This window comes from Mesorhizobium escarrei, from assembly GCF_935825525.1.
Taxonomy (GTDB): Bacteria; Pseudomonadota; Alphaproteobacteria; order Rhizobiales; family Rhizobiaceae; genus Mesorhizobium; species Mesorhizobium escarrei.
Window position 1 is genome coordinate 1 of the sequence record NZ_CAKXZT010000068.1, and the last position, 25,245, is coordinate 25,245.

The following is a 25,245-nucleotide window of genomic DNA, read 5'->3' on the forward strand; positions in this document are numbered from 1 at the left end:
AAGGAGCAGGCATCACGATGCACCTTGTTGGAGTTGTTGAGCGACAATTAATCTGGGCGGACGACCACCATATCGACTGCCGGCGCCTTTTTCGAGTCTGACGTTGCCCGGCGGTTCGTATAAGTATCGATGGTTGGTTGCGTATCGATTGCGCTTGAGAATGCCCTTTCGCCCGAGTTGGTGAACGGTCGAGGCGCACACGCCGAGCTGCTGGGCTACTTCCTCGCCGGTCAGCATTCCGCTCTCCCGCAGCCGTTCGTACCGGTTCTTCAATCCATAGGTGCGGCGCACGAGCATGACCTTCTTCAGGGTGAAGGGTTCGCCGCGCCAGTTGCGATGCCCGAGTTCATTGAGGCGGGCGGCGATCTGCTGGTCGTTGGCGGTCTCCAGCAGCTCATTCATCAACGCCACGACCTGTGCCGGCGTCTTGCGTATCACTGACATGGGCCGCGGTCTGGTCACCGACAGGCTCTGCGTGCGCCCGCCGCGCCAGCGGATATGGATGTTGACCTGCTCGTCGACGAGCAGCGTCACATCTTCGATGAGAAGGCCGAGCATGCGCTTGCGTTCGACGGCACCGGTGCGCTCGTCGTTCCAGATGCGCGGGAAATCGGCGGCCAGCGCCCTGATGCGCTTCTGCGCTGGCTCATCCAGCAGCGAGCGGTCGGCTTCGTTCTGGCGCTCGTGCTCGCGCTGGAGTGCGTCGAGGTCGCGCAGCCGTGCGTTCCAGTCGGCTTCCAGCGCGTCGGCGACCAGGCGGTTATCCGGATCGACCTTCAGGTAGCGCCGGCGGGCCAGTTCAGCCTCGTAGCGGGCGCGTTGCAGCTGCGTGCCGCGCAGGGCCGCGGCCTGCTCCACGCGCTGGGTGATCTCCTGCTGCACGGCAAGCGCGACGTCGATCGCTGCCGGCGCCATCGCCTCCAGCAGGAGTGCGCTCACCGCGTCGTCGACTGGAGCGCCGCGCACCCATTGGCAATGTTTGCCGGCGTGCCGCACGACGGCTTCGTTGCAGACATAATACGGGCGCAGCCGCCCCTCGAATGGCTCGTAATGGACGCGCATGCGTGCACCGCAGCGGCCGCACAGCAGCCGTCCCTGCAACAGACCGCTGCCCTGGCGGGGCATGCGTCCGCGCAGGCCAGGTGAAAAGCCGGCGGCGTTCTGTTCCAGGGTAGTCTGATTGCGCTCGTACTCGGCCCAGGAAATGTAGCCTTCGTGGGCGTCGGGTATAAGCACCTGCCAGTCGGATCTCGCCACGCGCAGCTGCACGGACTTGAGCTTGGCATTGTAGGCGGTGCGCGTGCGCCCATAGGCGAATGCGCCGGCATATCGCGGTTGTGCAGAATCTGGAGCACGCGGGAATGGTCTATCTCGCTCCACAGGACGTCGCCCTTGCCGATGCCGCGACGGATACGCCGGGGAAAGAGGATCTTCTCGCCGCGCAGGCGGCGCACGACGGCGCAGGCCGAGCCGGTCTCGCGGAAGGTATCGAACAGGAGCCGCACCGTGTTCTGGATCTGTCGGTCGGGATCGAGCACGACCCGCGCGTCAGGGGTGTAGACCAAGCCGATCGGCAACGGCATCTCGAGCTCGCCGCGGCGCGCCTTGTTGAGAATGCCGCCTTGCAGCCGCGACTTCAGGATGTGCAGTTCGGCCTCGCTCATCGTGCCCTTCAGCCCGAGCAGCATGCGATCGTTGAAATAGGCCGGATCGTAGAGCCGGCTTGTGAAGGAACTGCGCCTGCGCGACATCAGCACGATCGAAGCGGCCAATGCCTATGCGCCCGAGTTCATGGCGGACTTCAACGCTCGCTTCGGCAAGGAACCCCGCAATCCGAAGGATATGCACCGCCCCCTCGCCGATCATGAGAATCTGGACGGCGCCATGTGCCGCAAGGAGGTCCGCACGCTGTCTCAGGCCCTGACGCTGCGCTACGACAAGGTGCTGTTCATTCTCGACCCGACCGATACCGCGAAGCGGCTTGCCCGCAAAAAGGTCGTCGTCTGCGACTATCCTGACGGTCGCCTCGAGGTCATGCACGATGGCATTGCCCTGCCCTACAGAACCTTCGACAAGCTGCGTTCGGTTCATAGATCAGAGATTGTCGAGAACAAGCGACTTGATGCTGCCCTGGACCTGGTCGCCCAGATGCAGGCTGGCCGGGAGCTTCATCGCAGCCAGCGCGGGCCGCGGCGCACCGGACAGACGAACCACATGTTCGGCATTCCCGACGGCAGCCAGAGCAATGGCTATGTGAAGCGGGGCCGCAAGCCCGGCCGGAAGGCGGATTTCACAAAGGACCCCGCGGTCGTCCTGCGGCGTGAGCAGGCGTTTGCCAGAATGCCCGTAGCCAAGGTCGAGAGCCAGGCCGTCAAAGTCGATCTGACACTCACAGAGAGCGTGCGGCGATCAGATCATAATCGTCGCAGTCGCAGACGCTCGTCAGATCATCCAAACGTTGGGACCGAAACTCAAGAGCAAATCCTGAGCCCGAAGTGAGCGCAGGAACGAATCCATAGCCGCCGTTGACCTAAACTAGCGCACCCCATTCTCGATCAATCATGTGCTGCTATGAGCGCCATATGGCACCCTCACGCCATGATGGCCAAGGCGTCCGCGAAGAAGCCTTCGCCGCCGAAATTGCCCGATTTAAGGGCCAGCACCATTTCGCCGTACCGCCCTCCGAATGTCCGCAGCATCGGTACGCCCGCGGCAATTTCGGGGCCAATCTCGAACGCGGGAATGGCGAGCCGATCGACGACTGCGCCAGATGTCTCGCCGCCCGCGACGACCAGTCTGCGCACCCCCCGTTGAACCAGGCCCTCGGCAATTGTCGCTAGGGACTGCTCTATGCCATGGCCAGACGCCTCCCTCCCGTAGCGGGCCTGGAGCCTCGAAACCGCGTCGGGCGCAGCGCTGCTGGCGATCAGAATCGGGCCTCTGGCAATATGCTCCGTCGCCCAATTGAGGGCACGAAGTGTCTCCGAAGGCTTGCTCACCAAATTTTCCGGATCGAGCCTCAGTACCGGCATCGTCTGTTCGGCTCTGGCAATCTGTTTCAGCGTCGCGCTCGAGCAACTGCCGGCGAGACACGCTGCGGGACCACCAATCCGCTGGGCCTGTGTTAACCGTTCGTATCGTCGCACGGCGCCGGCGGCGATCAGGCCACGGGCGAGACCCAATCCCAAGCCGGATGCTCCGACTGACAGACGTTGGGCTAATGCTACCGTGCCGATTGCTTCAAGGTCGGTCTCGAAGACGGCGTCGGCGATAGCCGCTCCGGTCCCGCTGGCAGAAAGCTGTTCTAGTCTGGTGCGGATCGAATCAGCTCCCCGAGCAACGGTAGCGAGCTCCACGAGCCCAACCGCCCCGGTAGTCTGCCGAGCCAGCACCCGTACCAGATTGGCATCGCGCATGGGATTGAGAGGATGATCCCGCAGCGGGCTCTCATTCAGCGGAACCGCACCGACAAAGAGATTGCCCTTGTAGACGGTGCGATCGGTTGCGGGAAAAGCTGGCGTTACCAACACCGATGTTTGACCCGCATCGGCGCGCAAGGCATCGAGAACCGGGCCGATATTGCCTGCATCCGTGGAATCGAAGGTCGAGCAGATCTTGTACATCACGTGTGCCGCGCCGCGGGTGCGGAGCCATTTGTCGGCGTCGCGCGCACGCTCAACCGCTTCGGACGCGGCGATCGAGCGGATTTTCAGCGAGATGACGATAGCGTCGACGTCGGGCAGCTGCAGGTCGGCCGATGGAATCCCGATGGTCTGAACCGTACGCAAGCCCTCTTTGGCCAGCGTGTTCGCGAGGTCCGAGGCACCGGTGTAATCGTCCGCGATGCAGCCAAGGGCGAACGTCATAGGATAGCTCCAGTGGTTTTTGAGAACCGGTCGCGCTCCCCGGCAAAAGGAGCGAACCAGCCGAGCCCGTCAAGCGTCTTGGCCCTGGGCCGATATTCGCAGCCGACAAAACCGTCATAGCCCAGCCGGTCCAACTCCGCGAAGATGAAACGATCGTTGAGTTCTTCGCAGGTAGGTTCGTGTCTTGAGGGCACGCTTGCGATCTGGATGTGGCCGACGATCGGCAACAGCCTCCGTAGAGCTACTGTGACATCCCCATGCAGGACCTGACGGTGGTAGATGTCGAACTGCAGCTTGAGATTGGGCAGCTCGAGGTCGCGGATGAGTCGCTCCGCGAACGCAAAGTCATTGAGAAAATAGCCCGGCATGTCGCGGCCGTTGATCGGCTCGATGACCAGATCAATGCCGCGCGCGGCAAGCTTCTCAGCCGTCCAGATGACGGCGTTCCGATAGGCCTCGAAGACACCCTGGTCGTCGCGGGAGCCTAGCCCGGACATGATGTGGAGGCGCTTGACGCCGGTCGCTTCGGCGTAAGGGAGCGCGGCCATGACCCCGGCCTTGAGTTCGTCAAACCGTCCCGGCAAGGCGGCAAGGCCACGCTCGCCGGCGCCCCAGTTGCCAGGCGGCAGATTGAACAAGGCCTGGGTCAGGCCGTTCCTCATGAGGCGCTCGGCAATCGCATCCGGCGTGTGCTCGTAAGGAAAGAGGAACTCGACGGCAGTGAAACCGGCCTCGGCGGCCGCATCGAACCGGTCGAGGAACGACCACTCGTTGAACATCATGGTAAGATTGGCGGCGAAGCGGGGCATGGTCGGTGGCGTCCTAATCGGTTTTCGTTTCACCAGGCAGATCGGTGCCGGTGATCCGCCCGTAGAGCCGGGCAACGGAGGCATCGTCATCCCGCCCCATGCCGGCCGCCGAGGTCATCAGGAACATCTGCAGCGCGGCCGCAGCCACGGGCACCGGGAATTTCGCGCTGCGGGCCATATCCTGGATGATGCCGAGATCCTTGACGAAGATGTCGACCGCGCTGCGAGGCGTGTAATCTCCGTCTAGCACGTGCGGCACCCGGTTCTCGAACATCCAAGAGTTGCCGGCCGAAGCCGTAATCACCTCATAGACCTTGCGTAGGTCGAGCCCCTGGCGGGCGGCAAACACGATGGCTTCGCTCGCTGCGGCGATGTGCACGCCAGCGAGCAGCTGATTAATCATCTTGAAAGCCGCGCCGACGCCCGGCTCTTCGCCCAGTTCGTAGACCTTGGCAGCCATGGCATCGAGCGGCGGGCGCGCCTTTGCGAACGCGGCAGGGCTGCCGGACGCGAGAATGGTGAGGGCGCCTTCGGCGGCCCGGACCGAGCCGCCGCTGATTGGCGCGTCGAGATAGAGCCGTCCCGTCGCTTCCAAGCGGGCGGCGAATTTGCGTGCGAGATCGGGGTCCATCGTGGCCGAGGACACGAAGACGGCTCCTTCAGGCAGTGTCTCGCCAACACCATGCTCGCCAAAAAGGATGGCTTCGGTTTGTGTTGCGTTGACGACGACCGAAACCACGACATCCGCACCCTGAGCCGCCTGGGCGGGGGTGGAGGCGCCCCGCCCGCCTTCGGCGACGAAACGCGTAACGGCAGCGTCATCGACATCGAAGCCGGTCACCTCGAACCCTGCGCGCTGCAGCGACTGGGCCATCCCGAACCCCATCGAGCCGAGGCCGATCACTGCGACCTGGGTCGCCGTGGTCATCACGGGGTTTTCCTTTTGCACAGCGTTAACGGTCATCATGGAAACTCCATTTGGCTTCGGTCGGGTCACTTGTTGACCAGCTTGGGCGGCGTCGTCAGCACCAGTATCGCGCCGGCCACGAGGATGGCGGCGAGCGCGTACATGGCGACGTGCGTCGTCCCGGTCAGGTCCTTGAGGTAGCCCACAAGGTAAGGGCTGACGAAGCCGGCCAGATTGCCGACCGAATTGATCAGCGCAATGCCCGCTGCGGCGCCGGTTCCCGCCAGAAAGGCTGTCGGCAAAGACCAGAAGAGCGGTGCGCAGGTGATCGCCCCGGCCGCTGCCAGCGACAGGAAGGCGATGGCGATCGTCGGGTCTGAGGACGTAGCGGCGACGATGAAGCCGACGGCTCCGAGCAGCGCCGGCACGACCAGGTGCCAGCGGCGCTCGCGGTGCCAGTCGGCGCTGCGACCGAACAGGTTCATGGCAACGACGGCACAGATGAATGGGATGGCGCTGATCAGCCCGATGTTGAGATTTCCGGTGACGCCGGTCGCCTTGACCAGGGTCGGCATCCAGAACGTCAGCCCGTATTGTCCCATCACGAAGCAGAAATAGATGAGGCACATCAGCCAGATGCGGCCGTCGCGGAATACCCCGGCGACCGAATGCGCTTTCTCCTTGTGGCGTTCCTCGCGCTCGATCTCCTCTTCGAGCACCCGCTTTTCCGCTTCGCTCAGCCACTTGGCGTCACGGATGCCATTGTCGAGGAAGAAGAAGACGGCGATGCCGAGCAGGACGGCGGGAACGGCCTCGATGAGGAACATCCACTGCCAGCCGGCAAGGCCGCTATCGCCGTGGAACGAATCCATGATCCAGCCGGAAAGCGGGTTGCCGAAGATGCCGGATATCGGAATTGCGGACATGAAGACAGCGATGATCTTGGCGCGGCGGTGCGAAGGATACCAGTAGGTCAGGAAGAGGATTATCCCTGGATAGAAGCCTGCCTCTGCGACGCCCAACAGGAAGCGCAGGAGATAGAACATGGGAGCCGATTCGACGAACATGAAGCCTGCCGAGATCAGACCCCAGGTGATCATGATGCGCGCGATCCACATGCGCGCCCCGACCTTGTGCAGGATGACGTTGCTCGGCACCTCGAATAGGAAATAGCCGATGAAGAAGATGCCGGCGCCGAGGCCGTAGACCGTTTCGCTGAAGCCGAGATCGGCGGACATGTCGAGCTTGGCGAAGCCGACATTGACGCGGTCGAGATAGGCGACGACGTAACACAGCATCAGAAACGGCACGATGCGCCAGAAGACCTTGCTGTAGGCGATTCTTCGGGTCTCGATTGCTGCCATTGTTTCAGCCGGCAGCGTTGGGGTGAGCACCGTCATTCCATTCCTCCCTTGAGGGGCGTTCTTCGCCGGTTTCGCGCCATTAACTTCACTTTTGGCAGCGCTTCCATTTCCCGATAGCAAGGAATGGCAGCGCTGCCAAACGAAATATGGCAGCGCTGCCATAAATTATTTGAATACCGGGTTGAGACGTGGCAAACAGGGTAAGCCGGTCAAATCGGCGGGACACGTATGTGTCGAATGGAAAACCGGAATGGTCGACGAAGCAGCCGAGGGCATGCGAACGGGGGCGATGACCCTCACCGATGTCGCGCGCGCGGCTGGCGTTGGCGAAAGCACTGCCTCGCGCGTGCTGCGCGGGCACGGCTCCTTCTCGGAAAAAACCCGCGAGAGCGTTCTGAGCGCCGCCAGGAGCCTCGGCTATGTGCCGAACCGCATCGCCGGCACCTTGGCCTCGACAGGGTCCAAGCTCGTCGGGATCGTCATTCCATCGCTCAGCAACATCGTCTTTCCTGACGTGCTGCGCGGGGCCAATACGGTGCTTGTCGGGGCGGGATTCCAGCCCGTTGTCGCGGTGACCGATTACGATCAGGGACGCGAGGAGAGTCTGATTGAGTCGCTCCTCAGTTGGCGCCCGGCCGGCATGATGGTGGCGGGGCTCGAACACACGGAGCGCACCGGCGCCATGCTGCGGCAGGCTCGCATTCGGGTCGCCGAACTGCTTGATACAGACGGCGAGGGGATCGACATCGTGGTCGGCTTTTCCAACCGCGAGGCGGGACGCACAAGTGGGCGGCATCTGGTGTCGCGTGGCTATCGGCAGATCGGCTATGTCGGCCACGATCTCAGCCGCGATCTGCGCGCCGCCAAACGCTTCGCGGGATTTCGGTCGGCCCTGGAGGAGGCAGGATTGAAGGTCGCCGCGCAAGAAATCATTCCCGCCTCGTCTTCAATTGAAGCCGGGCGCGACGGGCTGGCCCGCTTGTTGGAGCGTGGCACTAATCTCGATGCCGTCTATTTCTCCAATGACGATATGGCGATCGGCGGCTATTTCCATTGCCTCGCCCGAGGGATCGCCATTCCCGGGCAAATGGCCATTTTCGGCTTTAACGGCCTCGATGTGGCGCGGAGCGCTCCTCAACCGCTCTCGACCATTTTGACGCCACGCGTCGCCGTCGGCGAGAACGGAGCTCGGCTCGTGTGTTCGGAGGGGCCGCCGGCCAGGATTGATCTTGGGTTCGAGCTGATCGAAGGAGCCACGACATGACCGAAGCGACATTCAGGGAAGAGATCTGCCGCTTCGGGCGTTCTCTGTTCGAGCGTGGGCTGACGCCGGGATCTTCGGGCAATATCAGCCTGCGGCTGGACGACGGGGGCTGGCTCGTCACGCCCACCAATGCCTCGCTGGGGTTTCTCGATCCCGGCCGCATTGCCCGACTCGACGCGCAAGGACAACTGGTCTCGGGCGATCCCCCAACCAAGGAAATTCCCCTGCACGCCGCTCTGTACGAGACCAGGGCAGGGGCCCGCGCCATTGTGCATCTGCATTCGAGCCATGCGGTGGCCATCACCATGCTGCCCGAAATCGATCCCAAGGCGGTGCTGCCACCGATGACGCCCTATTATCTCATGCGCGCCGGCCAGACCGCACTGGTCCCCTATTTTCGCCCCGGAGACCCGGCCGTCGCCGAAGCGATCAAGGGCCTCGCCGGGCGCTATTCCTCGGTCCTCCTCGCCAACCATGGTCCTGTCGTCGCGGGCGAGTCGCTCGAGGCGGCGGTGTTTGCCACCGAAGAGTTGGAAGAGAGTGCAAAACTCTATCTGTTGTTGCGCGGCCTCAACCCCCGCTACCTGTCGCCGGAGCAGGTCAGCGATCTGGTCCGGGTTTTTGGGCTCACTCTCCCGGAGCATGGCGAGCATAACCACTAAGCCGCTGCAACCAGCGCTCGGCAGCTGGTTAACGATTGAAAGCTGCGGCGGCCAGCCGGGCGGCACGGTCGACGTCACTCTCCCGAGCGATGACAAGCCTGGCTGAAGTGTCGCTCTGGCCGCAGGCCCGACGGCGCAAAGAACGCTCCTCCGCCCGCGACCGCTTCCTGCCCGACCAGCATCTCGCCAGGGATGGCTGAGACTCCAGCCGATCCAACAGGCGCTTTTGTCGGTCAGGAGTTCATCACGTCCAGCGTCGTGCGATGGATTCGGTTAAGATGACTCTCCATCGCTTCCACGGCGGCAGCTATATCGCGCCGCTCAAAGCCGTCAAGGATTTGCACATGATCCTGAAAGCTGAGCGATACGGCTCCTTTCGCCACGAGTACGCGGCGGCGGAATTCGAGGCCGAATGAGTACATTTCGTGCAGGAATTCGGCGAGGAGAGGGTTTCCGCCGGCCCTATAAATGACGTCATGGAACTCGGCATCGGAAATCTGGAAGCGGACCGGATCGTCGGTCATTTCGCGCTGCGCGTCGACCAGGCGCTTCAGGCGCTGTATTCCGGCATCATCAATCCGCTCTACGGCGAGGCGAACAGTCGGCAACTCCACGACGCGTCTCGCCTCATAGACTTCGTGGGCGGACCGACGCGTCCCGGTCTTGCCCGCGCCGTGGTCCGATAGCGGAAAGCCGATGGTGCCGATCACGCGTGTGCGGCTGCCTTGCGATATCTCGACCATGCCGATCGCTGCAAGCATCTGGAGCGCGCCGCGCACCGATTCCCGGCTCACCTCGAGGGTCGTGGCCAATTCGCGCTCGCTTGGCAGCTCGTCGCCTTCGCGCAGCAAGCCTGACTGCACCATGGCGGCGATCCGCTGGCTGACTTGCTCGCGGAGCGGGCGCCTCGAAAGCCCGGCTTTGAGGTCGTTGAGATTAATGGCTGTGTCCATAAGGCCAATCCTCCCGCTCATATCGATCGCGGTCCTTTATGTAGCAACAATTCCCGCGCGGGTCTAGTGGTTCGGTGGCCGGACCAGTTGACAAGTTAAAACCGTTCTGTTTGTATGAGCTCATCAGGACGCGACCGATGTCGTGACAGTGGAGGATCCTGGAATGAAAGCACGTCTTGCGCTCGTGGTCGGAGATCCGGCCGGCATCGGCCCGGAACTGGTCGCGAAGCTCCTTGGAAATCGGGGCAATCTCGACAAGGCCTCGGTGCTTCTGGTTGCTGATCGCGGTGAGGTCGAGGAAGGCATGCGGGTCGCCGGCCGGAGATTCGACTATAGCGTCACAGACAAGCAGCCCGATCGCCTGGCCAATGACGGTGTTGTGCTGTGGAATTTCCGCGGCGAATCAAAGACGCCGTTCGAGCGGGCGAAGGCCACCGCCCATGGCGGCGCCTACAGCCTCGACACCCTTCTCAAAGCGATCGAACTGACCACCTGCGGCGTCACCGAGGGTGTCCTGTTCGCGCCGCTGAACAAGAGCTCAATGCATCAGGCCGGTCTGAAGCAGGAGGACGAAAGCCAGTGGTTCGCCGATCTGCTTAAGGTCACCGGACCGCATGGCGAACTGAACGTTTTGGACAATCTATGGACCAGCCGCGTCACCAGCCACGTCGCGCTCAAGGACGTGGCCGGCCTGATCACAAGGGAGCGTGTGATTGAAGGCATCGCGCTGGCGCATTCGACCTTGGTCAATTCGGGGAAGGTCGCCCCGCGGATCGCCGTCTGCGGGCTCAATCCGCACAATGGAGATGGTGGCAGCTTCGGGCGCGAGGAGATCGACATCATCGAACCGGCAATCGAAGAGGCGAAGCGGCTGGGCTATCCGGCCGTCGGGCCTTTCCCGGCCGATACGATTTTCCTTCGCGCGAAGGAGTTCGACGCGATCGTGACCATGTATCACGACCAGGGCCAGATCGCGATGAAGCTGTTGGGGTTTTCGCGCGGCGTGACGGTCCACGGCGGCTTGCCCATTCCGATCACCACGCCGGCCCATGGCACGGCTTTCGATATCTACGGCCACGGCGAGGCCAACGTCGGAGCCATGCAGGCGGCTTTCGACATCTGCGTGACCATGTCCGCCGCGCGCCGCCGCGGGCTGGCAGCAGCCTGAAGTCTTTCCACACAAGCGTTGAGACCAAATATGAAGATCAAGAGCGTCCGTACCCGCGTGTTCGAGTGGCAAGGCAAGGTGACGCCTCCCGCGGCAAACTTTTGCACAAATGCCGCCGACATACTCTATGAGCGCGGCGACAGCATGGGCAGCTTCCGTTTCCATGGCTGGTTGGTATGCGAGGTCGAGACCGAGGACGGCACGATCGGCATCGGCAATGCCGCGCTTGCCCCCCGCGTAGTCAAGGCGGCGATCGACCACTATTACGCGCCGATGCTGATCGGGGAAGACCCGTTCGATACCGAGTATCTCTGGCAGAAGATGTACCGGAAGACCCATGCCTGGAGCCGCAAGGGCATTGGCATGACGGCGATCAGCGCCGTCGACATCGCGCTGTGGGACCTGATGGGCAAGGAAGTCGGCAAACCGATCTTTAAGCTGCTCGGCGGCCGCACCAAAGAGAGAATCCGCTGCTACGCCTCGAAACTCTACGGGCAGCCGATCGAGGCGCTGCGCGCCGAGGCGCAGAGCTATGTCGACCAGGGGTTCGACGCCGTCAAGATGCGCTTCGGCTGGGGCCCGAAGGACGGGCCGGCCGGCATGCGCAAGAATCTCGAGCTGGTCGCGGCCGTGCGCGACGTCATCGGTCCGGACCGAGACCTGATGTGCGAATGCTACATGGGCTGGACGTTCGAATATGCCAAGCGGATGCTGCCCAAGCTCGAAGCCTACGACATACGCTGGCTGGAGGAGCCAGTCATCGCCGACGACATCGAAGGCTACACCGAATTACGAAAGCTCGGCCGCGTCCCGATTTCCGGCGGGGAGCATGAATTCTCCCTCGCGGGTTTCCAGCAACTGCTCGACCGCCGTGCCCTCGACGTCATTCAGTACGACACCAACCGCGTCGGCGGCATCTCGGCGGCGCGCAAGATCAACGCGCTCGCCGAAGCCTACCAGATTCCGGTGGTCCCGCATGCGGGCCAGATGCACAACTATCATCTGACCATGGCATCGACGGCGTCGCCGATGGCCGAATTCTTCCCGGTTCACGATGTCGAGGTCGGTAACGAACTCTTCTACTACATTTTCAAGGGCGAGCCGCAGCCCGACAACGGTTTTCTTCAGCTCGACGACAATAGGCCGGGTCTCGGGCTTGAACTGAGCGACGAGCATCTTGGCTCGTTCAACGTGATCGAATAGGCGAGGCAGGTAGACATGACCCGGCATTCGATCAGGCTTGTTCAGTTCATCGACGCCAATGGCGAACGTTCGGTCGCGCTTGCTTCAGCCGATGGGGCCGGCCTCGCGATTGTCGACGGAGCGCGGCGCGTCATCGATCTCGCCGAGGAAGCTGTCTTCGCCGGGCGTTCACTGGCGGAAATGGTTTTGGCGCGAACATCGCCGCGCTCGATCGACTATGCGGCCGTCATCGCGGAAGGCCGCTTGCTGCCGCCGGTGGATCATCCAGAACCAAGCCGCATGCATATTACGGGCACCGGGCTCACGCATCTCGGCAGCGCAGCTACGCGCGACCAAATGCACCAGGAATACGCCGATCACCGCGATGGGAGGCCAAGCGATTCCATGGTGATGTTTCGATGGGGCCTGGAAGGCGGGCGGCCTGAGAACGGAAAAGTGGGTGTGCAGCCCGAATGGTTCTACAAGGGCAACGGGCATACAATCATCGCACCGGAAGGACCGCTGCGCTGGCCCGGCTACGCCGAGGACGGTGGCGAGGAGCCCGAGCTGGCGCTCGCCTACTGGATTGGCCCCGACGGGACGCCGTTCCGGATCGGCGCAGCACTCGGCAACGAGTTCTCCGATCACGTCATGGAGAAGCGCAACTACCTCTACCTCGCCCACTCCAAGCTCCGGGACAGCAGTTTCGGACCGGAGCTGGTCGTCGGAGAATTTCCGGGAGACATCCGCGGTACGAGCCGGGTGCGCCGCAGTGGCGAAGTTGTTTGGGAAAAGCCGTTCCTGACCGGCGAGGACAACATGTCTCACAGCCTCGCCAATCTGGAGCACCACCATTTCAAATATGTCCACAATCGCGTGCCAGGGGACGTCCACATCCATTTCCTAGGTACTGCGACGTTGAGCTTCGCCGACGGTTTCCGCGCCAAGGACGAAGACATCTTTGAGATCGAGGCACCCGGCTTCGGCCGGCCGTTGCGCAACCGAGTGGAACGCGCAAGAGGCGCAGAAGGGCCGATCGGCGTGCGTGCGCTCTAACATTCCCGCGGTCCGTTGAAAACCGGCGAGGTCGCTCCCAGAAAGCAACCATGAGGGTTGTGGGCGCGAGGCTCGTCGAAGGCAAGCCGATGGTACGGAAGAGGACCGCTCCAGCTTCGCAAAGACGATCACTATAAACCAGGAGGAAATACCATGCTTCACAAGACCAAGATCATTCTGGCGGCGGCGATAACGCTGCTCTCAACCGCCGCAGCCTACGCCGAGTGGAAGCCGGAAAGGCCAGTCGAATTTGTCGTCGCGTCCGGGGCCGGTGGCGGGACCGACAATTTCGCCCGCACCATCCAGGCGATCATCACCAAGCACGACCTGATGGACCAGCCAATCGTTGTTCTGAACAAGGGGTCGGGCAGCGGCGCCGAAGCATTCATCTACGCCAAGGGCAACGCTGGCGATCCGCACAAGCTGATTTTCGCCACGAATAACGTCTATCTGCTGCCGCATGTCGCCAAGCTCGCCTACACCAGCCAGGATCTGGAGCCGATCGCGGCGCTTGCGCTCGACGAATTCCTGATCTGGGTCAAGGCGGATTCCGAATACAAGGATGCAAAGAGCTTCATCGATGCGGCCAAAGCGAACCCGGGCCAGGTTCCGTTTGGCGGCAGCCAATCCAAGGACACCGACGAGACGCTGGTCGCGCTGATCGAACAGGAGACGGGTGCGGACTTCAAATACGTGCCCTTCAACGGCGGCGGCGAGGTAGGCGTGCAGCTCGCGGGCGGCCATGTCGCGGCCAACGTAAACAACCCGAACGAGAATCTCGGTCAGTGGCAAGGCGGCGCGATCCGGCCGCTCTGCGTCTTCAGCCCCGAGCGTATGGCCGGAGGCGAACCCGTTCAGGGCGACATGGGATGGGATGACATTCCGACCTGCGCGGAAGCAGGCCTGCCGATCGAATCCTACCAGATGCCGCGGACAGTTTGGGCTCCGGCGGGATTGCCGCAGGACGCGCTCGCCTTCTACTCCGATCTGCTGAAGAAGGTCACCGAGACGCCGGAATGGAAGGAATACGTGGCCAAGACCTCCCAGACCGGTCGCTTCCTCGCCGGCGCGGAGTTCAAGGATTTCATCGGCAAGAGCGAAGAAAACGCGCTCAAAGTGTTCAAGGCCGAGGGCTGGCTGGTCCAGTAAGTCCGGCACAAAGATCCGGCACGGCTCGCCGTGCCGGATCACAACTCGAACGGGAGGCTAGCGATGGTCATCAGACGTTTTCACATGGAGCTTGTCGTTGCGGGTCTGACTTGCCTCGCTGGCGCCGTGACGGCCCTCGGCTCGCTCGAGCTTGGGGTCGGTTGGGGCGAATCGGGTCCCGAGCCAGGTTACTTTCCCTTCTATATCGGGGTGCTTCTGGCACTTCTCGGCAGCTACAACGGGGTGTACGCGCTGCTTGCCAAGCGAGGTGACCAGGAACTCTTCGTCGAAAGGCGGCATGCGATCCGCCTCGCGAGATTTTTTGGACCGATGGCCGCTTTTGTGATTCTCACGATTTTCCTCGGCCTCTATGTCGGCGCCGCGCTCTATCTCTTCTATACCGCCTGGCGCCAAGGCAATTACCGGCCGCATTTCGCGGCGCTGCTGGGCGGCGGCTTTGCCGTGGCTCTCTTTGTCGTCTTCGAACTCATGTTCAAGGTGCCGCTGCTCAAAGGGCCGCTTGAGCCCTTGTTCGGCATCTACTGAGCGATCGACCCAGGGGAGGACTGGTGATGGAAAATTTTGGACTTTTACTCGATGGATTCCAGATTGCGCTCACGCCGAGCCATATCGCCATCATGGTGGTTGGTGTGCTGCTAGGGCTCGTGGTGGGCGTGCTGCCTGGGCTCGGCGCTCCTAACGGCGTGTCTCTCCTGATCCCGCTCACATTCAGCATGGAACCGGTCTCCGCGATCATCCTGTTAGCCAGCATGTACTGGGGCGCCCTTTTTGGCGGATCGACGACATCCATCCTCTTCAACATCCCGGGCGAGCCGTCCTCGGTGGCGACAACCTTCGACGGCTATCCGATGGCGCGAGACGGACAAGCCACCAGGGCGCTGACGCTCGCCTTCATGTCGGCCGGTATCGGCGCGCTGGTCGGCGTGATCGTCATCACGCTCCTGTCCTCATGGGCAGCCGAGTTTGCCCTGCGTTTCGGCGCGCCGGAATATTTCGCGGTCTACTTTCTCGCTTTCTGCGCCTTCATTGGCATGGGAAGTGCCGCGCCCGCCAAAACCGCGGTTTCGCTCCTGCTCGGGTTGGCCCTTTCGTCGGTCGGCATGGACACGATCACCGGCTCGCTGCGGCTGACCTTCGGCATTAGCGAACTCATCGGCGGTATCAGCTTCCTCGTCGTTGTCATCGGGCTTTTCGGCATTGGCGAGATCCTGATAACGATCCAGCACGGCCTCAAATTCAGGGGCGTGAGCTCGCGCGTCGACCTGCGGGACGTCTTCCGCACGATCGCCGAACTGCCGCGCTATTACGCGACGCTGATCCGCTCCTGCCTCGTCGGCACGTGGATGGGCATCACACCGGGCGGCCCCACCGCCGCATCCTTCATGAGCTACGGCATTGCCCGGCAATGGTCGCGGCGGGGCAAGCCTTTCGGAACAGGACGACCGGAAGGCATCATCGCCCCGGAAACGGCCGACCACTCGGCCGGCACCTGCGCCATGCTGCCGATGCTCGCGCTCGGCGTGCCGAGTTCGGCCACCGCCGCTGTCATGATGGGCGGGCTCATGATCTGGGGCCTGACGCCGGGGCCGATGTTGTTCACCACCAAGCCCGATTTCGTCTGGGGGCTGATCGCCAGCATGTATGTCGCAAACATAGTCGGCGTGATCCTGGTGCTCGCCACCGTGCCGATGTTTGCAGCGCTGCTACGCATCCCCTTCGCCATCATCGGGCCGATGATCGTCGCCGTCTGCTTCGTCGGCGCCTATACAGTAAGCAGCGCCACCTTCGATCTTTGGCTGGTTTTGGCGTTTGGCATTGTCGGTTACGTCTTCAATAAGTTGCAATATCCGATCGCGCCACTGGTGCTCGCCATGGTGCTTGGGCACAAAGCGGAGAATGCCTTCCACCAGTCGATGATCATGTCCGACGGTTCGGTCCTGGTCTTCTGGTCGAATCCGCTGGTCGGCTCCATCATCACGCTGGCGCTTGCGTTGGTCGCCGTGCCGCAGCTTGTCCGCTTCGCCACGCGCCTGAGGCGGACCGAGGTGGATGAGCCGCTTGTCAAGTAGCGTCCACATGCTCGGCCTCTTTTCACGGATTATGCTGTGATGAACTATCACTCCTACTTTTCCGGCGCGCGGCGCGTCGAAACCGTGATCGTCGGCACCGGGGGTTTCGGCCGGAGCTTTCTCGCCCAAGGACTGCACGTGCCCTTGATGGGCGTGCGCGTCGCCGTCGACAGGGATGCCGAAACTGCCGCCGCAGCACTGGCGTCCGTCGGCGTTGCGAAAGAATGCATCCGCATCTGTTCGACATTCGCGGAGGCGGAGGCAGCCTGGAAGGCTGGCGATTTCATAGCATCCGCCGATCTGTCATGCGTCGTCGGACTGCCGGTGCACGTGGTGGTGGAAGCCACCGGACAACCTGAGGCCGGAGCGGAACACGCGCGCATGGCGATCGAGGCCGGGCGCCATGTAGCGCTCGTTTCGAAGGAGGTAGACAGTGTCGTCGGCCCGGGCCTCGCCGTCGCGGCCAGGAAGCGCGGCCTGGTGGTGACTCCGGTCGATGGTGACCAGCCGAGCCTTCTCATCGGGCTGGTGAGCTGGGCGGAAACGCTTGGCCTGGGTATACTCGCGGCCGGGAAAGCCAGCGAATATGATTTTGTCTTTGATCCGGCGAGGGGCACGCTGTCGAGCAACGGGCACGCGATCCCACTGCCGGAGTTCGCCGATGTCTTGACATTGGGTGACCGCGATTGCGCGGAGATCGCAAGGCGCCGCTCGAAGATCGCCGCGGCATTCACGCAAAGGGCCGTTCCCGACCTGTGCGAGCTCAGCGTTGTGGCCAACGCCGTGGAGCTTGATCCGGACGTTCCGACGCTTCATGCGCCGATCGCGCGCATCGGCGAAGTGCCCAGCTTCTTCAATCTGACCTCTGAAGGCGGCCTATTTTCGGGTCCGCGCCGCCTTGATGTCTTCCACTGCCTGCGCCGGCCCGACGAGGTGAGCTTCGCCGGGGGCGTGTTTGTGGTGGTGCGGTGCGACGACCCGCCGACATGGAAGATGTTGGAAGAGAAGGGGCACGTGCTTGGGCGCGACGGCTCGACCGCGATGATTTTCTTGCCGCGCCATCTGTTGGGGCTCGAGGCTGCGACGAGTATTCTGGAAGCTGGGATCCACGGTGTGTCAAGTGGCGGCGTCGAACCGCGGCAACGCGTCGATCTCGTCGCGCGTGCCGATATGCACCTGCCCGCCGGTCACCGTCTGGCGATGGGCGGTCATCATCACGAGATGGTAGGCGTTTCCTCCGAGATCGTACCGGCAGCACCCTTGGCCGCCGACTCGCCGGCGCCGTTCTATCTAGCGGCCAACCGGCGGCTCGTCCGGCCGGTTGCCGCGGGACAGCACATCATGATGGCTGACCTCGAGGTGGAGCCTGCATCGGTGTTGCTGTCGCTGCGCAGAGAGCAGGACACTCATTTTTTTGATCCGAAGGGGGAAGCTGAAGCGTAGCAGCCACTCGGCCGGCGGCTAAAGGGCAGGGGCGTTCCGCACGGCAATGATGGGGGGAGCGAATCGGAATAGCCGGCGTCGGGCTCATGGGTCGAGGAATGGCATTCAACCTGCTCAAGGCAAGTCTGTCGGTGTCGCGCGCCGTGCAACACTTGAAGGGGCGCAGTTCGCACAAACTGCTGAGCGAGTTCGGAATATTGCGCAAGCGCTACTGGGGGCAGCATTTGTGGGCGAGGGGATATTGGGTTGCCACCAGTGGCAATGTGACGGACGAGATGTGGGTCGAGTACATCAAGAACCAGACGCCGCCCGGCCCGATGACGACTTCAACGTTACCTGAGTTGGCACCCAGTCCGCCAGCGGCGGACCGATCCGGCTTTGAGCCCTAACCGAAGCCACCGCCTTTAGGCGGTGGAGCATTCACAAAAGTTAATAAAACTCAATTAAGAAGACCCAATCCGAGATGCAGTACCAAATGCAGTGCCGGCTGAGCGTGAATTGCCGACGCGCCGAGACTTACGCAACAGCCTGGTTTGATCCTTTGCGGACATTCTCAGAAACGTCTACCGCCTAAACTGCATAATCGCACCGATGGGCTCAAGTGATCACAGAGCGGGCTTGATCAGCCGGTCGAAGCGGCAGTGAAAACTGCCAATTGAGCGTCGAAAAGCACGCTTCTAGGCGGGACGGCATGGCCGCGGGGCCTCTGATCCATATGAAATTGATGTTAACTAATAGGAATATGTCGGATTGAGATATAAGTCGCCGTGGTGTTGGCTCGGAAGCACTAAGGGACGTGCGCAGGGTCGTATGAAATACACGAAGAAGGACGCCAAGAATCATTCACGCCGGACGATGCGTGGCATATGGGCGGCCGCGCTCACGCCGTTCAAGCCCGACTCCTCGATCGACGAGGACGGCATGCGCCGAAACTTTGAGCACTGGATCAGCGATCTGCAAATTGACGGGTTCTTCATCGCCGCAAGCAAGGCGAGTTCTTCTCCATGTCCGTCGAGGAGAGAAAACGCAGTCTGGAAATCGCCATCGATGCGGCCGCGGGACGCGCTCAAACCATCATGTCCTGTTCAGACCAGAATATCGATGTGGTGATGGATCTGGCGAAGCATGCCGAGCGCGCAGGCGCCGACTACATAGTCGTGCACGCGCGCCAGTGCTTCACTTTTGATTTTGGCCCACGAAAAAGTCAATGAAATCAAAGCTTTTGACACATCCTCCGGGGGCCCACCAAAATGTTTAACTGTTGATTTTGTTGTGTTTTTCGAGTCACTTTGCTCTTGCGTTCTGGACTCGAACCCACCTGGGGCAGAACGCCGTCGCCGAGGTCCTGGAGCAGGAACGCGCCAGGGTCAGCCGTGCCGTCTGGGACGCGAGATGGAGCGCGGAAGAGTTCCGCACGGCATTCAACGAGATCGACGCCGAAAGCAGTCCGATCAACTACGTCGCCTTCCGCGAAGGCTCCGTCATACCCGAGGGAGAGGCCATTGCCGGGGCAAGCGGGCACCGCAACACCTGGCGCGTCGCCTACACGATTGAGCCTATCCGCGAATGGATCTTTCGCCAGCACAGGTGAATCATGGCGCGCAACGGGCGGCGTTCGGTGGGGTTATCGCGGCGGCCGATATCTCCCTGATCGAGCGCTGCGGCAGCCTCTGGCCCTCATGGCTTTCCTTATCGGGAGCCACGCTCGTCCTGACCCGAGCATGACCAATGTCCGTTCATGGCGCGATTACGCCCCCTTATGAACGGCAATAAACTCGACTTCCTTGGGGGAGGGTGTGTACTTGCGTCGTGAAGGGAGCCTGTCCTGCATCAGGGAGGGCAGATTGGTCGCGTAGCTGGCAAGCGTCCTTTGCGCCAGGCTCCTGGCCGCATGAGAATGTGCACCATCGCCCCTCGAACCGTTACTTTATCGCTAGAGCATTCGGCGGAGACTCGTCCTCCGCCGCGCCGAAGCGGCGGACCTCGACGATGCCGCCAATCGGCAGCGCGTGCTCGAACGCCTCGATGCCCCGGAAGCGGACATGATGCGCGCGGCCGTCGGTGCCGTCGATCACGGCGTAGGCTTCGCCGCTCAGCTCGTTCTGAAGCCCCTTGTCCACCAGCCGCCCGATGAGGGGCGCGCCTGTCGTGCCCGTGTCGATCACATAGTCGGCGACGCCGCGATCCTGGCCGCGGTCGGTGAATGCGCGGTGCATCGTCTTGATGATGTCGCCGCGCATGCCGAGATCCCGCAGCGAGCGCTCGGCCTCAAGGCCTACCATCCATTCGCCGGGACCTACCTGGGTGGCAAGGCCCATCCTCTCCAGGTGCTGGACCCGGCCGATCATCAGGCGGCGGATCTCGAGATCGGCGGCGCCAATCGCCGCGGGGCGCAGGTTGACGTACCCGGTCTCGTCGGCAGCGATACGGATCTCCACATCAAGCCGCGTCCAGCGCTCGGCTGTGATCTCCTTCTCCAGGGCGTTGCGGATTTCGTGCTCGGGTCGTGGTCCGAGTTCGATCGCCACGAGTTCCTCGGCGCGCGAGCGCAGGCCACGGCTGATATAATCTCGCGAGATCACAAGATCCGCGCCGGTGTCATCGACGCCACGTACCAGCAGATGGATGTGCGGGTTGTCGGTGTTCCAGTGATCGACAGCGACCCAATCAAGTCGGGAGCCAAGATCGGCCTGCATCTGCTTTGCAAGGTCGCGCGTGAAGGCGCGCAGGTCTGTCATGTCGCCGGCGTCTTCGGGCGAGACGATGAAGCGGAAATGGTGGCGATCGTCCTTGGAGCGCTCGGCGAAGGCTACGTCATCGGCGCGGTCGCCGCCAGCGTCGAACATCACCGCCTTTTCGCCGTCGCGGGTCACGCCGTCGCGCTTCAGATAGGACAGGTGTGCGGACAAAGGGGCGGAGCGGAAAGCGCGGCCCGAATGCCGGGCACTCCGCGCGGCGACGATGACACGTCGGCTAGAAGAGAAGAGCCGGTTCCGACTGAAGTTGATTCGGCCACGCCCGAAACTGGAGCGGCCGAGAACGGGCGAGCGGCCGCTCCTCGGCGCCGAGCTGGACGCGCTATGGCCGGCGCGCTTGGCAGCCCGCAGCACCTGGTTGATGAAGCTCTTCGCCTTCGGCGCGCGGGTGCCGCGGATGCGTCCTGGCCGGACGCGAAAGTCGCTGTCGCCCTAGCTCATTGGCATCTCACCAATGAATGCATTAGGCGAGCAGTGCCGGAAATTGTATTGAAATCGTTACCAAAATTCTCGATTGCAGCACGCGTCACGACCGACAGGCACGCCGAAAGACAAGCCATGTCAATGGCTTGGATGACGACCGGCGAGCTTCGCGCGTGGAACTCGGCGACTGGACGAGTGGCATGGCCGCGCGTGGTTTTAAAACGCCCGAGCACGGTTCACAGGTTGCCACTCTGCCACTGCCCGCGATCGTCATCACGGCGGTGACAAGCGAATGTTTGTCGGCCCAGCCATGGCGCGACGTTCACGAAGCGGAAGTTCGGGCTGTTAATCCCAGAGGGTGCGGTTAGCCCAAGAAGCACTTCGAGCGAGCCGAACAGCGGCGGATGCCTATCACTCTGTCGCCCTTCCAATATATGATGTATCCAGCACCCACGCAGTGGCAGCATACGACTAGGCGTTCTCGCGCGTCTTTATCGCGCTGGCCTTGCGGCTAAGGCGTGTTCTTTCGCGGCTTTCGCGCCTTGAGCAAGGCGGCAGGAGCCGGTGCGCGCCACACGACCTGATAAGCTTCCACGACATTGGCGACGGTGACGCCGAGGCCAGGAAGCGCGATCCAGGGCGGCGGCTGGCGCTCAAGCAGGCCGAGAATGGTGGCAATGCCGGTGGCGACGCCCTGGTCGTAAGGCAGTTGCGCGGCAATGCCCTTGATAAGACCACCGCCGGCAAGGTCGGCCGCGACATCGTTGCCGAGGTCAACGGTGGTGATTGGGATGGTCTTTCCCGCATCGAGGATAGCGGCGGCCGCACCGGTCGCCGGCACATCCCAGACGGCGAACAGGCCGGCAAGATCCGGGTTGGCCTGCAACAAATCAGCCGTTGCGGACCTCGCCTGCGACACATCGGCGAACTTGCTGCGCACCAGCGAAAGGTCAGGCCGATGGGATGCCATCCACTTGCGGAAGGCAATCTCGCGCTCGTGCGTGGCGAAGAAATCCACGCCATAGGCCAGGACGCCGATCTTGCCGTTCTGGGGGACATACGGTGCCAGCAACTCCGCCCCGATCTGCCCGAGGCCGAAATTGTCGGTAGAGATGACGCTGACATAATCCTTGCCGGGCAGCATGCCGGTCGGAGCATTGTCGAGCAGCAGAAGTTTCTTTCCGGCCATCGATATCGCACGATGGGCATCGGCGGCCCGGCTGCTGCCGATCGGGATGGAAACCACGGCGTCAACCGGTTCGCCGGCAAGCCGCCGCAATTCAGAAATCTGCCTGTCGATGTCGAAAGCGCAGTCGATCACCTCGACCACGGCCGCACCATAGCGACCGAGCGTGGCGACGATCCCGGCGAGTTCCTCCTTGGCCCAGTCGCTCATCGTGGTGTGCAGAACGACGGCGACCGAGAAATGCCGGCTGCGGGCAGCGTCGGCGTCGGCGTCCGACAGTCCGACCTGGTTGGCCGGAACCGCGCGTTCGCCATGCGGCCCAAGGCCAGTGATCGCCATTGCTCAATCCTCCCCAGGCATCCGCGGCACGCGCTCGATTTCGCGGATGTTATGCAAACGGTCCTCCCGGTGGCCGGGGCTTAGCCGGCCGAGCGCTGGTGTCGAACGCAGCCCGTGCGAGAAAATCCTTGAATTCCGGATGCTCGCGCGGCGAGCCCAGCGTAATCCACCCCTGCAGAAATCGCGCGTCGAACAATGCTTCAGCCACGACCTGCGCGGCGCCGACCAGTCCGGCCGAGCCGCCCATCTGCGAGCGCACGATGCGCAGGTCGCGCGTAACCACCGGATGCGACTGCCGGTAGACCGCTTCGCGCACGGCCGCCAACACTATATCTCCGGTCTCGGCAACATTGCCGCCGAGCACGATCAGCGACGGGTTGAGCAGATTGGCCAGCGGCGCCAGGACTTCGCCGACAGCGCGGCCGCAGCGCCCGAGAAGGTCGATGCAGAACGGATCGCCCAACTGGGCGCCGTGGCCGGCATCGGTGACGGTGACCTCGCCGGCGCGCGCCAGCGCCTCGGCCAGATAGGGGCTACGCCCGCTCTCGGCCGCTTGGCGGGCCTCGCGTCCCAGGGCCTCGCTGCCGGCGACAGTCTCGAGATTTCCGCCCTCGACGAAGGTGTAGCCGATCATGCCGGCAGCGCCCTGGGCGCCCCGGTGCAGTACGCCTTCGGAGATCACGCCTGCGCTGATGGAGCGGCCGAGCTTGACGAAGATCATATCGGTCAAGCCGACGCCGCTGCCCGATTTAAGCTCGCCCATGGTCATTGTCTGGACGCCGCTGCGCGCCCAGACCGGTGCGCCAACAAGCGTGGCCAACTGCTCGACAAAGGGAAATCCATCCCAGTTCTGGAATGCGCTCAGCGCCGGCGCGAACAGCTTCTGGCCATCGGGCTTCTCGACTGGTCCCGGCACCGCCAAACCGACGCCCCAGATGCCGCCCTCGCTACCGTGTTCCTCCAGCATCCAGGCAAACAGCGTCGCCAGCCGCTGGACCACCGGCTCGGGTCCTGCCGCCAGCTCCACGGCCTCGTGATGTTCCGCGAGCAGATGCCCGGAAAGATCGGAAACGCCGACCGCCAGCGAGGAATGGTCGAGAACGGCGGCCAGGATCATGCCCATGCGCGGCCGGAAGCGAACATGGCGTGGCGCCCGTCCGCCAATCGCCGGCCCGAGTTCGCCTTCCTCGATCAACCCGAGCCGAAGCAGGGTCGCAAGGCGGTCGGTGACGACGGCGCGTCCAAGTTCGGACTGGTTCTCCAGCTCCTGGCGGGTCGTCGCCTCCCCGGTTCGCACGAAATTGAGAAGCGCGGCCAGGCTGCCATGCGCGGATTCGCTGGCGCGAGGCCTGCCGGCGGCGCGACGCGGCTGGGCGGTCTCTGCGTCTGCGTTGCTGCGCTCGTCCATATCCTTGCCGCGTCTCGTTCTCTGATCCCGCGTGCCGTCACTTCCCCTAGGCGAGACGGATCGTCCCGATGCTTGTCGTCAGGTCGCGTTTTGCCATGGGTAACGTGACCCCATTTACGGATCAAGCGATAACTTTTGGTGTTTATCAGCAAAAGATTGCCGACTTCTGCATTTTAAATGTTGACGTGCCTTGCGAACCACGCATAAGTTTGCGCCCAGGCTCGGAGGAGAGCCACACCCTGGGCCTGCACGCCGCCAGCAGCAAGGACAGAGATCCCCGCAAGGGCGGTCGCTGGATCTCCTCAAGCCCAATAATGCTGGGGTCCACGCGCAGCGTGGCTACAACCCGGCTATGCCCGGAGGAGACGACATGCAGGTGAAGCTGGCCTATCATGCCAATTGCTGGGGTGCGCTCGGCGGCAATGCCGTCGGCGTCACCTCGATCACCCAGCTGACCTATCGCACCTTCGGCGACATGGAGCAGGCGATCCGCGAGATCGGCGCGGCCGGATATGCCGGCACCGAACTCTTCGACGGCAATATCCTCGACTATGAAGGCCGCTATGGTGTGCTGCGCAGCGCACTGACGCAGTCCGGTGTCGCGCTTGTTGCCGGCTATTCCGGCGCCAACTTCATCTTTGACGATATCCTTGGCGAGGAGCTGGCGCGGATCGAACGCGCGGCCGGTGGCGCGGCCGAACTCGGCGCCGAGCATCTGGTCGTCGGCGGTGGCGCCAAGCGCGCCAAGGGCCGCCAGCCGGATGATTTCAAGCGCCTCGGCGCGGCACTCGACAAGGTCATCGACATCGCGGCCAAGGCTGGATTGCGGGCGCATTACCATCCACATCTGTCGACCATCGTCGAGGGCCCCGACGACGTCCGCGAGGTTTTGAAGCATACCGCGATCGATTTCTGTCCGGACACCGCCCATTTGGCAGCTGCCGGCGGTGATCCGGCCGCGCAGATCCGCGAATTCTCAAAGCGTATCAGCTACGTGCACCTGAAGGGCTGGCAGCGCGACCCCTTCGCCTTCACACCGCTCGATCGCGGCGACCTCGACATGGCGTCGATCGTCAAGGCGCTCAGGGACACCGGATTTTCCGGCTGGATCGCCGCCGAGCTCGACGCCTGGCCCGATCCCAGCCAAGGGGCGGAACTCAGCATGAACTATCTGAAAAAGGCCATAGGGCCGAATTGAACCAACGGGCATCGCGCCTGTC

General features: G+C 62.8%; 20 protein-coding genes and 3 pseudogenes. 14 read left to right on the forward strand and 9 right to left on the reverse strand.

Features of this window, described 5'->3' with window-relative positions:
- Nucleotides 1-12: 12 nt before the first annotated feature.
- The gene (locus tag NMG80_RS04635) at nt 13-1,380 is read right to left on the reverse strand and encodes a recombinase zinc beta ribbon domain-containing protein (protein ID WP_254017049.1); all 1,368 of its coding nucleotides are present in this window, start codon (nt 1,378-1,380) and stop codon (nt 13-15) included.
- 339 nt (nt 1,381-1,719) lie between these two features.
- Between NMG80_RS04635 and NMG80_RS04640 the strand changes: the two are divergent.
- Nucleotides 1,720-2,355, forward strand: a pseudogene (locus NMG80_RS04640) (ISNCY family transposase); the annotation flags it as partial.
- A gap of 236 nt (nt 2,356-2,591) precedes the next feature.
- Here the strand turns inward: NMG80_RS04640 and otnK are convergent.
- The 4 genes from otnK to NMG80_RS04660 form a co-directional block, all read right to left on the reverse strand.
- Nucleotides 2,592-3,866: a 3-oxo-tetronate kinase gene (gene otnK, locus NMG80_RS04645; RefSeq protein ID WP_254017050.1), complete on the reverse strand. Its 1,275-nt coding sequence runs from the start codon at nt 3,864-3,866 to the stop codon at nt 2,592-2,594.
- Nucleotides 3,863-4,675 carry a 2-oxo-tetronate isomerase gene (gene otnI, locus NMG80_RS04650; protein ID WP_254017051.1) on the reverse strand — a complete coding sequence of 271 codons (813 nt, stop codon included), beginning with the start codon at nt 4,673-4,675 and terminating at the stop codon, nt 3,863-3,865. Before otnI ends, otnK begins: the two co-directional genes overlap by 4 nt.
- A gap of 13 nt (nt 4,676-4,688) precedes the next feature.
- A complete protein-coding gene (gene ltnD / locus NMG80_RS04655) occupies nt 4,689-5,603 on the reverse strand; it encodes an L-threonate dehydrogenase (RefSeq protein WP_254017052.1) in 915 nt (304 codons plus the stop codon).
- 65 nt (nt 5,604-5,668) lie between these two features.
- Nucleotides 5,669-6,982, reverse strand: coding sequence for an MFS transporter (locus tag NMG80_RS04660; RefSeq protein ID WP_436798543.1), 1,314 nt, complete (start codon nt 6,980-6,982; stop codon nt 5,669-5,671).
- Between the two features lie 214 nt (nt 6,983-7,196).
- On the opposite strand from NMG80_RS04660, the gene NMG80_RS04665 reads away from it, so the two are divergent.
- Together NMG80_RS04665 and otnC are read left to right on the forward strand one after the other, a co-directional pair.
- The gene (locus NMG80_RS04665) at nt 7,197-8,210 is read left to right on the forward strand and encodes a LacI family DNA-binding transcriptional regulator (protein ID WP_254017053.1); all 1,014 of its coding nucleotides are present in this window, start codon (nt 7,197-7,199) and stop codon (nt 8,208-8,210) included.
- Entirely contained in the window at nt 8,207-8,872 is a 666-nt protein-coding gene (otnC, locus tag NMG80_RS04670) for a 3-oxo-tetronate 4-phosphate decarboxylase (RefSeq protein WP_254017054.1), read from the forward strand. Before NMG80_RS04665 ends, otnC begins: the two co-directional genes overlap by 4 nt.
- 233 nt (nt 8,873-9,105) lie before the next feature.
- Here otnC and NMG80_RS04675 read toward each other — a convergent pair whose 3' ends face one another.
- Nucleotides 9,106-9,825, reverse strand: coding sequence for a FadR/GntR family transcriptional regulator (locus NMG80_RS04675; protein ID WP_254017055.1), 720 nt, complete (start codon nt 9,823-9,825; stop codon nt 9,106-9,108).
- Between the two features lie 163 nt (nt 9,826-9,988).
- Between NMG80_RS04675 and NMG80_RS04680 the strand changes: the two genes are divergently transcribed.
- From NMG80_RS04680 to NMG80_RS04725, 10 genes and pseudogenes are all read left to right on the forward strand, one after another.
- Complete coding sequence (locus NMG80_RS04680) at nt 9,989-10,993, forward strand: 4-hydroxythreonine-4-phosphate dehydrogenase PdxA (protein WP_254017056.1); 1,005 nt, start codon at nt 9,989-9,991, stop codon at nt 10,991-10,993.
- Nucleotides 10,994-11,023: 30 nt separating this feature from the next.
- Nucleotides 11,024-12,196: an L-rhamnonate dehydratase gene (locus NMG80_RS04685; RefSeq protein WP_254017057.1), complete on the forward strand. Its 1,173-nt coding sequence runs from the start codon at nt 11,024-11,026 to the stop codon at nt 12,194-12,196.
- A gap of 15 nt (nt 12,197-12,211) precedes the next feature.
- On the forward strand, nt 12,212-13,231 hold the full coding sequence (gene araD1 / locus NMG80_RS04690) for an AraD1 family protein (protein ID WP_301942608.1): 1,020 nt from the start codon (nt 12,212-12,214) through the stop codon (nt 13,229-13,231).
- A 153-nt stretch (nt 13,232-13,384) separates the two neighbouring features.
- Nucleotides 13,385-14,380 (forward strand): Bug family tripartite tricarboxylate transporter substrate binding protein, encoded by a 996-nt coding sequence (locus NMG80_RS04695; RefSeq protein WP_254017058.1) that lies wholly within the window; start codon nt 13,385-13,387, stop codon nt 14,378-14,380.
- Nucleotides 14,381-14,443: 63 nt separating this feature from the next.
- A complete protein-coding gene (locus NMG80_RS04700) occupies nt 14,444-14,926 on the forward strand; it encodes a tripartite tricarboxylate transporter TctB family protein (protein ID WP_254017059.1) in 483 nt (160 codons plus the stop codon).
- A gap of 26 nt (nt 14,927-14,952) precedes the next feature.
- The gene (locus NMG80_RS04705; RefSeq protein WP_254017060.1) at nt 14,953-16,470 is read left to right on the forward strand and encodes a tripartite tricarboxylate transporter permease; all 1,518 of its coding nucleotides are present in this window, start codon (nt 14,953-14,955) and stop codon (nt 16,468-16,470) included.
- Between the two features lie 39 nt (nt 16,471-16,509).
- Nucleotides 16,510-17,913: an NAD(P)H-dependent oxidoreductase gene (locus NMG80_RS04710; RefSeq protein WP_254017061.1), complete on the forward strand. Its 1,404-nt coding sequence runs from the start codon at nt 16,510-16,512 to the stop codon at nt 17,911-17,913.
- A 125-nt stretch (nt 17,914-18,038) separates the two neighbouring features.
- Nucleotides 18,039-18,253, forward strand: a pseudogene (locus NMG80_RS04715) (transposase); the annotation flags it as partial.
- Between the two features lie 664 nt (nt 18,254-18,917).
- On the forward strand, nt 18,918-19,124 hold the full coding sequence (locus NMG80_RS04720; protein ID WP_254017062.1) for a dihydrodipicolinate synthase family protein: 207 nt from the start codon (nt 18,918-18,920) through the stop codon (nt 19,122-19,124).
- Nucleotides 19,125-19,183: 59 nt separating this feature from the next.
- Complete coding sequence (locus NMG80_RS04725) at nt 19,184-19,504, forward strand: hypothetical protein (RefSeq protein WP_254017063.1); 321 nt, start codon at nt 19,184-19,186, stop codon at nt 19,502-19,504.
- A gap of 334 nt (nt 19,505-19,838) precedes the next feature.
- Here NMG80_RS04725 and NMG80_RS04730 read toward each other — a convergent pair.
- The 3 genes and pseudogenes from NMG80_RS04730 to NMG80_RS04740 form a co-directional block, all read right to left on the reverse strand.
- Nucleotides 19,839-21,068: pseudogene (locus NMG80_RS04730) on the reverse strand (relaxase/mobilization nuclease domain-containing protein); the annotation flags it as partial.
- Between the two features lie 535 nt (nt 21,069-21,603).
- The gene (locus tag NMG80_RS04735) at nt 21,604-22,617 is read right to left on the reverse strand and encodes a substrate-binding domain-containing protein (RefSeq protein WP_254017064.1); all 1,014 of its coding nucleotides are present in this window, start codon (nt 22,615-22,617) and stop codon (nt 21,604-21,606) included.
- A 49-nt stretch (nt 22,618-22,666) separates the two neighbouring features.
- Entirely contained in the window at nt 22,667-24,025 is a 1,359-nt protein-coding gene (locus NMG80_RS04740; protein ID WP_254017065.1) for an ROK family protein, read from the reverse strand.
- 370 nt (nt 24,026-24,395) lie between these two features.
- Here NMG80_RS04740 and NMG80_RS04745 point away from each other — a divergent pair, with 370 nt between their 5' ends.
- Nucleotides 24,396-25,223: a sugar phosphate isomerase/epimerase family protein gene (locus tag NMG80_RS04745; RefSeq protein WP_254017066.1), complete on the forward strand. Its 828-nt coding sequence runs from the start codon at nt 24,396-24,398 to the stop codon at nt 25,221-25,223.
- The last annotated feature ends 22 nt before the right edge of the window (nt 25,224-25,245 follow it).

Excerpts from the sequence above, each read along its gene's own strand:
- NMG80_RS04740 (WP_254017065.1), bottom strand. The coding sequence starts at position 24,025 with ATGGACGAGCGCAGCAACGCAGACGCAGAGACCGCCCAGCCGCGTCGC.
- otnK (WP_254017050.1), bottom strand. The coding sequence starts at position 3,866 with ATGACGTTCGCCCTTGGCTGCATCGCGGACGATTACACCGGTGCCTCG.
- NMG80_RS04660 (WP_436798543.1), bottom strand. The coding sequence starts at position 6,982 with ATGACGGTGCTCACCCCAACGCTGCCGGCTGAAACAATGGCAGCAATC.
- NMG80_RS04700 (WP_254017059.1), top strand. The coding sequence starts at position 14,444 with ATGGTCATCAGACGTTTTCACATGGAGCTTGTCGTTGCGGGTCTGACT.
- NMG80_RS04695 (WP_254017058.1), top strand. The coding sequence starts at position 13,385 with ATGCTTCACAAGACCAAGATCATTCTGGCGGCGGCGATAACGCTGCTC.
- NMG80_RS04735 (WP_254017064.1), bottom strand. The coding sequence starts at position 22,617 with ATGGCGATCACTGGCCTTGGGCCGCATGGCGAACGCGCGGTTCCGGCC.
- NMG80_RS04680 (WP_254017056.1), top strand. The coding sequence starts at position 9,989 with ATGAAAGCACGTCTTGCGCTCGTGGTCGGAGATCCGGCCGGCATCGGC.
- NMG80_RS04745 (WP_254017066.1), top strand. The coding sequence starts at position 24,396 with ATGCAGGTGAAGCTGGCCTATCATGCCAATTGCTGGGGTGCGCTCGGC.
- NMG80_RS04685 (WP_254017057.1), top strand. The coding sequence starts at position 11,024 with ATGAAGATCAAGAGCGTCCGTACCCGCGTGTTCGAGTGGCAAGGCAAG.
- NMG80_RS04720 (WP_254017062.1), top strand. The coding sequence starts at position 18,918 with ATGTCCGTCGAGGAGAGAAAACGCAGTCTGGAAATCGCCATCGATGCG.
- otnC (WP_254017054.1), top strand. The coding sequence starts at position 8,207 with ATGACCGAAGCGACATTCAGGGAAGAGATCTGCCGCTTCGGGCGTTCT.
- NMG80_RS04675 (WP_254017055.1), bottom strand. The coding sequence starts at position 9,825 with ATGGACACAGCCATTAATCTCAACGACCTCAAAGCCGGGCTTTCGAGG.
- ltnD (WP_254017052.1), bottom strand. The coding sequence starts at position 5,603 with ATGACCACGGCGACCCAGGTCGCAGTGATCGGCCTCGGCTCGATGGGG.
- NMG80_RS04665 (WP_254017053.1), top strand. The coding sequence starts at position 7,197 with ATGGTCGACGAAGCAGCCGAGGGCATGCGAACGGGGGCGATGACCCTC.
- NMG80_RS04705 (WP_254017060.1), top strand. The coding sequence starts at position 14,953 with ATGGAAAATTTTGGACTTTTACTCGATGGATTCCAGATTGCGCTCACG.
- araD1 (WP_301942608.1), top strand. The coding sequence starts at position 12,212 with ATGACCCGGCATTCGATCAGGCTTGTTCAGTTCATCGACGCCAATGGC.
- NMG80_RS04710 (WP_254017061.1), top strand. The coding sequence starts at position 16,510 with ATGAACTATCACTCCTACTTTTCCGGCGCGCGGCGCGTCGAAACCGTG.
- otnI (WP_254017051.1), bottom strand. The coding sequence starts at position 4,675 with ATGCCCCGCTTCGCCGCCAATCTTACCATGATGTTCAACGAGTGGTCG.